Here is a 7,885-nt window from a genome sequence, read left to right as displayed (position 1 = left end):
CCGCCCGCGCCGGACGCCGATTCGCCGGCGGACACGATCCGCTCGCTCACGGCCCAGGTGGCCGACATGAAATCGCAGACCGACCAGCTCCGCCGCGAGAACCAAAGCCTCTTGCAACAGCGCAACGAAATCGCTGCCCAGGTCAGCAATCAGGTGAAGGAAGATTTGCGCCGGGAGGCGCTGAGCGAACGGGATTCCGCCATCGCCCAGCTGTCGAACCGGCTGGACGCCGTGGCGGCAAGGATCGGGGCCCATACCGCGCCACCGGTGCCGAGCACCGGCAGCGATATTCCGCCGGGGCTCGGCCTGGACGACGTGGCTGGACTGGACGGGCTGGCCTGGGTGGAGCCCTTGGGACCTTCGCTGATGCAGAAGGCCGGCTCGTCGGTCGGCGCCCTGGCTGGCAAGGCCAGAACCGCCGTGCAGGACGGCGGAAGCCTGCTGCACGAGACCGGCGCGGAGGGCAATCCGATTCTCGACCATGTGGGGTTCGGGGGCGGGCAGCCGGGCCAGCCGAATGCGCCACCGCCGCCGGAACCGGCCTACACCATACCGCGCAACGCCACCCTGGTGGGCTCGACCGGCATGACGGCCCTCCTCGGCCGGGTGCCGGTCAAGGGCCAGGTGGAGGACCCCTACCCTTTCAAGGTCATCGTCGGCAGCGAGAACCTGGCCGCCAACGGGCTTAAGATTCCCGGCGTCGACGGCATGATCTTCACCGGTACCGCCATCGGCGACTGGACGCTATCCTGCGTCCGGGGCGCGATCCATTCCGTGACTTACGTGTTCGACGACGGCACGATTCGCACCCTTTCGTCCGACGACCAGAGCCTGCAGCAAAAAACTCAGCAGAGCGCTCAAGCTTCCGGTCAGCCGGCGACGACCGGCAACGCCGACAAACCCCTCGGCTGGATCTCCGACCGTCGCGGCATTCCCTGCGTCACCGGTCAGCGCATCACCAATGCCGTCGGCTTTCTGGGCGGGCGCATTCTGGCCAGAGGCATCGAAGCGGCCGGCAACGCCTATGCCCGTTCGCAGACGACCGTCACCACCTCGCCGTTCACCGGCGGTTTCACCAGCGCCGTGACCGGCGATCCGGCCAAGTTCGCCATCGGCGAGACCGTCTCCGGCGGGGCCGACGAGGTGGCGCGATGGATCGCCGAACGCCAGGCGCAATCCTTCGACGTGGTCTTCGTCGCCACCGGCGCCGAAATTGCCGTGCACGTGGACCGCGAACTGCCCATCGATTTCGAACCCCGCGGGAGGAAGCTCAGCTATGCCCGGACGAGCCATGAGACGGATAGCGATCGCAACGGTCTCGATTAACCTGCTTTCGGGCTGCGCCACCGGCAGCAAGGACACCATCCTGCCGCAGACCGGCCCCACCATGAAGGAGGTCTACGACGCCCATTTCGAGCATACCCGGCAGCGTTTCCGCGATGCCCGCATCGACATGGGCCGGCGCAGCGCGGCGGACATTCCCTCGAACCTCGACGGCTACACCCGTGAAGCCGACGCCGAGATCCTGGCGGTGTTTCCGCGCCTGCCGAATCCCAGCCTGGTGATGTACGTGTTCCCCCATCTGTCCGCCAAGGGCTATCCGGTGCCGGGTTATGCCACCAGTTTCCCCCTGTACGAAACGGTGGAATATGCCTTGCCGGGGGAGGTCGAGGGATGGGAATGAACCGGCTCAGGCGAACGGGTAAGCGGCGAAAGACTTACCGGGGATGGTTTTTCACCCACTCCTTCAGCGCCTCGTCCAGGCGCGTCTGCCAGCCGGGGCCGGTGGCCTTGAAATACGCCACCACTTCCGGCGACAGCCGGAGATTCAGATGCACTTTGGGTTCCGGCTTGCGTGGACGGCCACGGGGCCTGAGCATTTCCGCCGCGATGTCGGGCGGGAGAATTTCGGGCAGCACCTCGCGGGCCGGGCGGGCGCGGGCGAAATCTTCTTCGGTCCACTCAGGGATTTCGTCGTCGATCAATTCAGGATTCGGGCGCTTTACCACAACGTTTAACCTCTCGCGCATTGGCTTTGCGAAAACTGATGGCATGCACGGCATCGCCGCGTGGGGCGAAGACCACCGCATACAGCCGCTCGCCGATCTATCTGAACACCCGGAAACGGCGTTCGCCGTAATCCCTGCGGGTGTCTTCGAGGACTACGGCGTGTACCCAGTCGAGATTACGCACGCACTCAAAACTCAAACCACGTTCGGCGATATTACGGGCGTTCTTGGCGGGATCGAACGTGATTTTCATCGGATTTATTGTATCCACGACAATAGGAACACGCCAAGGTTCCGCATCCGATCGAAAGCCGGGAGTCGCTTATGAAGCGGTGCTCTTTCGGCCGGCTGAAACGGACCTCGGACGATCGGAGGTTACCCAAGGAAACCGTCCGCTACGGCCGCCGCGCCACCGACGGTCCTCCGACCGTGGCGCGCATCCGGAAGATGTACGAGCGCCCGACCTCGTTCACCAACCTGCTGCCCTGGCTGGAATACGATCCTGACACCCAAACCTTCCTGTTGGACGACGGCTGCAGTCTCGGTGCCCTGTTCGAACTGCGGCCGGCCGGCACCGAAGCGAGACCCCAGGCCTGGCTGCAGGATTTCCGCGACAAGCTGCAAACGGTGCTGACCGGGGCGATTCCGGAAAGTCAGGATCCCTGGATTCTGCAGGTGTACGTGCAGGATGAGGCGCGGCTCGATCGGCTGGTGGACGAGATCGAGCGCTATGCCCGCAACGATGCCAGGAAGACGGCGTTTTCGAAGACTTGGTTCGGCATTCTGCGGGAGCACCTACGGGACATCTCCCGCCCCGGCGGCTTGTTTCTGGACGAACTGGTCACCGGCGGTCCCTGGCAGGGCCGACAATGCCGGGTTCGGGCCGTGCTGTACCGGCGGCGTCCGCCAGGGTCGATGCAGCTGCGACAAACCATCCTCGATTTGTCCCCTGCGGGCACGCCTCGCGCGTCCAGGTTCGCTCCCGGCGAACTTGTCGGCGATCCGACCGCGGAACAGGAACTGAACGATGTCGCAGGTCGGCTAGTGACCGCCCTGGAATCGGCAGGCATCTCGGCGCGGCGCTGCGGGGGGGCGGATCTCTACGACTGGCTGTTCCGCTGGTTCAATCCGCATCCGCCCACTACCGACGGCGATACCGAGGCGCTGCTGAAACTGGCGCCTTATCCGGGCGACGGCATCGAGGAGCGCCCGTACGGCTACGACTTCGCCGAGCAACTGATGCTGGGCCTGCCGAGCTCGGACCCCGAGCGGGGGCTGTGGTGGTTCGACGGACTGCCGCATCGGGTTATTATCGTACAGGGCATGACGCAAATTCCCGGCATCGGCCAGATCGGCCTGGAGCGTCGGATCGGCGATCACGTGTTTTCGGTGTTCGACCGCATGCCGGAGCACACCGTCATGGCGATGACCATCACGATCCAGGCCCAGGACGAAATCCGGAATCACCTGGTACGCATCGAACGCGCCGCCTTCGGCGACTACGCCGAAGCCAAGCTGGCCGGCGAGGACGCGAAACAGGCCCAGATTTGGGTAGCCAAGGGCAACAAGATCTTTCCGGTTCAGACCGTCTTCTACGTCCGGGGCGATGACGAGGCAGATCTGCAGGCCAAGGTCAACCGCGTCAATTCGTTATTGATGGCCAACAACATTCGGCCCATTCACGAACGGCAGGATCTGTGCGCGCTGGACAGCTATATCCGAAACCTTCCCATGGCCTACGATCCCAGGTTCGACCGTCGGGAAACCCGGCGGTCGCGGTTCATGTTCTCGCGGCACATCGCCCACCTGCTGCCGCTGTACGGACGCTCCACCGGGACCGGCCACCCCGGCATGCTGTTCTTCAACCGGGGCGGCGAGCCGCTCACTTTCGATCCTCTCAACCTGCACGATCGCAAGAAGAACGCCCATGCCCTCATCGTCGAACCGACCGGGGCCGGCAAATCGGCCATGCTGTGCTATCTGATCCTGCACGTCCTGGCCGTGCACCGCCCGCGCATCTTTCTGGTCGAGGTGGGCAATTCCTTCGGGCTTTTGGGGCAGTATCTCCAGGCCCAGGGCTTCAGCGTGAAGCAGGTGATGATCTCGCCTTCCGCCGACGTGAGCCTGCCGCCTTTCGCCGATGCCTTGAAGCTGCTCGATCCGAAGCGGAAACGGCGTCTCGATCTCGCGCTCGATACCGAGCGGGATTCGAATGATGACGAAGAAATCGAGTCGGAGGACGACGACCGCGACATTTTGGGGGAGATGGAAATCTCAGCCCGGATCATGATCACCGGCGGCGACATCCGCGAGGACAATCGCCTGACCCGCGCCGATCGCCTGTTGATCCGGGAGGCGATTCTGGAGGCTTCGAAGAACGTCTCGGCGAGCGGCCGCGATCAGGTGTTGCCGGAGGACGTGGTGAAAGCCCTGCGGGGGCGCCGGGATCTCGCCGAACGCCGCGCCGAGCGCGCCCAGGACATGGCGGACGCGCTGGCCCTGTTCTGCTCGCCCGGCAGCATCGAGGCGCATCTCTTCAACCGGCCCGGCCGGCCCTGGCCGGAGGTGGACGTGACCCTGGTCGATCTCGGCATCCTGGCCCGCGAGGATTACCAGGACAAGCTCACCGTCGCCTACGTCGGCCTGATGAACCACATCAATGCCCTGGTCGAGCGCACCCAGCACGATCACCGGCCGACCCTCGTCATCACCGACGAAGGCCATATCATCACCACCAATCCCCTCCTGGCCCCCTACGTGATCAAGATCACCAAGATGTGGCGCAAGCTCGGCGCCTGGTTCTGGATCGCCACGCAGAATCTGGAGGACTTCCCTGACGCGAGCCGGCGGATGCTGACCATGCTGGAATGGTGGCTGTGCCTGGTGATGCCCAAGGACGAGATCAACCAGATCGCCCGCTTCCGCGATCTCAGCGAAGAACAGAAGGCCTTGCTGCTGGCGGCGCGAAAGTCGCCCGGCCAGTATGTCGAGGGGGTGGTGCTCACCGACCAGCTGGCGGCACTGTTCCGCAACGTCCCACCGCCGATCGCGCTGGCCCTGGCCATGACCGAGAAGGACGAGAAGGCCCAGCGCGCCGAGTTGATGAAGCAGCATGGCTGCTCGGAGCTGGAAGCGGCGCTGATGATCGCAGAACGGATCGCCGCGAAAAGATGTACGGCATGAACGTTCTTTTCGCGCTGTCTCTGTTCCTGCTCGCAACGAGTCTCCGGGCGGATGAACCGGAGACGATGGAGGTCTTCACCGACAGCCGTTTTCCCGTTACCGGGCTCGAGGACATTCGGCAACGAAACGAAGCGCGCGTGACGTTCCACGACCTCGGCGCCCCGGCCGGATTGGAGGAAACCCTGAGCGGCGGTCTGCCGAATACCGAAACGGAAGCACTGCAGGTCGTCCGGCAACGGTTTTCCGCTTCGTTCGGCGAGCTTCGACAGCGGTTCCTGCAAGCCTATCAAGGCCATACGCAGGCCATGACTTACGGCATCGATCGCTATCCGGCGGTGGTCTTCGACGGGAGGGCTGTGCTCTACGGGGTCACCGACCTCGTCGACGCGCTCGCCCGCTACCGCCGCTGGAAGGAGGTGCATTCGCCATGATGCTATCGAGGTTGGCCGGCTGTCTGCTGGCCGTTCATGCGTCCGCGCTTCCGGCCGAGACCATCGACACGGCAACCATCGCCGCGAGTGCCCTGAGTCCCTCGTGCATCGCCTACCGTCCCGTGGGGGTCTGTTTGTGGCTGGTCTGCACGCCCTTCGGCTGCAAGGTCCGCACCTCGGTCAAGGTCGGCCATTACAACCCGGATCTGGTGGTCAGCAGCTACAACGGCCTCGCCGGCAATCCCTGGCTGGAAATGCGGAGCCTCCTGGCCGGTGTCGAAACTAGCGGCGCGGCGGCGGTCCTGTCCGCCTTGGGCGGCCCCTTGCCCGATCTGTTCGGCGGCGGCATCACCACCGACAGCGTACCCGGTCGGCCCGACCGGGAACAGCCGAACCATACCGATCTGATCTTCAAGGACGTGGACGCCATCGGGTTTCCGCTCGCATCGCTCGCCGGCACTCTGGGCAGCGGCTATGTGTGCCCGTCCCAGGCCAATTCGTTCCAGCCCTATTTTCTCTCCGCCCTGGATGCCATCGCCTGGCGCTGGAGCATCCCGGAGGCGATCTATCCGCAGTCCTGGATTCCCGGGATGCGCGAGATCGGACAGTTTCCGCTGAACACCTGGGGCGCGGTCTATCCCCGCTCGGGTTTCACCATCCAGGCCGAGGATCCCAAGGCGGCGGCGGTGACCGCGCAGCGCGCCGGAGACGTGGTCACGCGAACGCTGCAACCGCATGTCTACATTCCGCTCGGTTCCGGCCGAGAGGAGCGGAAGATCGAGGACGGCATGATGGTCTGGACGCCGGGCGCCCTGCGGGAAGGCGATCCCGGAACCGGACAATGGCAAATGCTCCTGCCGAAGCAGTCGAAAAACTGCGAGACCTTCGGCCGGAACGACACGCTCGCCGGCATCGCCGGCTGGGCCGGCGGCAAGGGGGCGGAGAGCGGCGATTACGCCTGGACGTTATGGCGTCCCTACAAATGCTGTCAGGTCAAGGGCGCCTTCATCGGCGTCATCGATTTTCGCGAGTTTCCGCCATGATGTTATTCGGTACCCGAAGCCTCTCTTCACCAAACCTTACCAAGCCCCTCCGAGGACTTGCGGCGCTATCGCTCCTCCTGGTCTCGTCATCTTCCGCCGACATCGCTTCCCCGGCACGGAACAGCGACTGGTACTACAAGATCGGCGGAGCCGGAGCCATTTCCGCCGCCGCCAATCGCAACGTCACCACGGTGACGCTGGGCGGCGCCCTGGATCTGGGACTGGGTTACAACTGCGGCAATTTCAACCCGGTGTTGGGGGTCACCAATATCCTCAACAACGTCAAATCCGGCGCCGAGCAGATGATGCAGCAGATGGTGACCACCGCCACCGGCGCGATTGCCGCCTTGCCCGCGCTGATCCTGCAACGGGCCAATCCGGGATTGTACGACCTCTTTCACAATGCCCTGCTGCGGGCGCAGGCCACCATTTCCCTGGCCACCAAGAGCTGCGAGCAGATGCAGCAGGAGATCGCCCAGGGAAAAAACCCCTTCGACCGCTGGATCACCCTGGCCAAGGGTTACGACTGGAAACTACAAATGGGTACCGGCGGGGTCAATTCCTCGCCGGTGGACGTGGCTTCGGCCAAGGACACCGTGGAGAACAACTCGGGTTCGAACGGCGTGCCCTGGCTCGGCGGCATCCGCGCCGGCGGTCTGAATCAGCCGCCGATCCGGGTGATCACCGACACCGTGCGCGCCGGCTATAACATCGAACTGGGACGTAGCGTTACCGATCCAAGCGCGGCGCCTACCGATGGAACGGCGCCGGCCCTCGCGAAGATGTGGAAGTCCCCGAGCGACGCCACCGCGTTTGCCGTCTACGTACTGGGCGACGCCGACATCAGGACCCAGAAGAACAGCCCGCGCAATGCGACACCGGGACATGGCCTCCTGCCCAAGATCGAGCAGGACGAGGCCACTCTGCTTAACACGCTGAAGAATCTGGTGAGCGGCAATCTCGATCCCACGCCGGCCAATCTGGAAAAGGTCTCGTCGCCCGGTACCCTGATGACCCGCGAGGTCATCGAGGCGATCCGAAAACTCCCGACCGCTCAGGAGCAGGCCGTGGCCATGGGCAAACTGGCCGGGGAAGCGGCGACCGCACTCAACCTGGAGCGTGCCCTGATGCTGCGGCGTTTGCTGCTGACCGGCCGCATGGAACCGAACATCTTCGCCTCCGAAGCCGGGGACGACATCGAGCAAGCCATCGTCACCCT

8 protein-coding genes are annotated in these 7,885 nt (G+C 64.4%); 6 read left to right on the top strand and 2 right to left on the bottom strand.

What is annotated here, in order from left to right; translation table 11 throughout:
* Both ABJK70_RS16955 and ABJK70_RS16950 read left to right on the top strand, forming a co-directional pair.
* Window positions 1-1,326, top strand: a 1,326-nt coding sequence (locus tag ABJK70_RS16955) for a TIGR03752 family integrating conjugative element protein (RefSeq protein WP_347258544.1), incomplete at its 5' end; no start/stop codon positions are given.
* Window positions 1,292-1,684, top strand: a complete 393-nt coding sequence (locus ABJK70_RS16950) for a TIGR03751 family conjugal transfer lipoprotein (protein ID WP_347258543.1) — start codon at window positions 1,292-1,294, stop codon at window positions 1,682-1,684. The genes ABJK70_RS16955 and ABJK70_RS16950, both read left to right, overlap by 35 nt.
* A gap of 34 nt (window positions 1,685-1,718) precedes the next feature.
* Here ABJK70_RS16950 and ABJK70_RS16945 read toward each other — a convergent pair whose 3' ends face one another.
* Both ABJK70_RS16945 and ABJK70_RS16940 read right to left on the bottom strand, forming a co-directional pair.
* Window positions 1,719-2,030 (bottom strand): BrnA antitoxin family protein, encoded by a 312-nt coding sequence (locus tag ABJK70_RS16945; protein ID WP_347258542.1) that lies wholly within the window; start codon window positions 2,028-2,030, stop codon window positions 1,719-1,721.
* Window positions 2,031-2,106: 76 nt separating this feature from the next.
* Window positions 2,107-2,262 carry a BrnT family toxin gene (locus tag ABJK70_RS16940; RefSeq protein ID WP_347258541.1) on the bottom strand — a complete coding sequence of 52 codons (156 nt, stop codon included), beginning with the start codon at window positions 2,260-2,262 and terminating at the stop codon, window positions 2,107-2,109.
* 71 nt (window positions 2,263-2,333) lie between these two features.
* Here ABJK70_RS16940 and ABJK70_RS16935 point away from each other — a divergent pair, with 71 nt between their 5' ends.
* The 4 genes from ABJK70_RS16935 to ABJK70_RS16920 all read left to right on the top strand — a co-directional run.
* Window positions 2,334-5,192, top strand: coding sequence for a conjugative transfer ATPase (locus ABJK70_RS16935; RefSeq protein WP_347258540.1), 2,859 nt, complete (start codon window positions 2,334-2,336; stop codon window positions 5,190-5,192).
* Window positions 5,189-5,623 (top strand): TIGR03757 family integrating conjugative element protein, encoded by a 435-nt coding sequence (locus ABJK70_RS16930; protein ID WP_347258539.1) that lies wholly within the window; start codon window positions 5,189-5,191, stop codon window positions 5,621-5,623. The genes ABJK70_RS16935 and ABJK70_RS16930 overlap by 4 nt, the downstream gene beginning before the upstream one ends.
* A complete protein-coding gene (locus ABJK70_RS16925; RefSeq protein ID WP_347258538.1) occupies window positions 5,620-6,666 on the top strand; it encodes a TIGR03756 family integrating conjugative element protein in 1,047 nt (348 codons plus the stop codon). Before ABJK70_RS16930 ends, ABJK70_RS16925 begins: the two co-directional genes overlap by 4 nt.
* Window positions 6,663-7,885: integrating conjugative element protein (locus tag ABJK70_RS16920; RefSeq protein WP_347258537.1), on the top strand; the 1,223-nt coding region annotated here is incomplete at its 3' end. The genes ABJK70_RS16925 and ABJK70_RS16920, both read left to right, overlap by 4 nt.

It is taken from the genome of Methylocaldum sp., assembly GCF_039794385.1.
GTDB lineage: Bacteria > Pseudomonadota > Gammaproteobacteria > Methylococcales > Methylococcaceae > Methylocaldum.
This window is presented reverse-complemented; position numbering and strand designations above follow the sequence as displayed.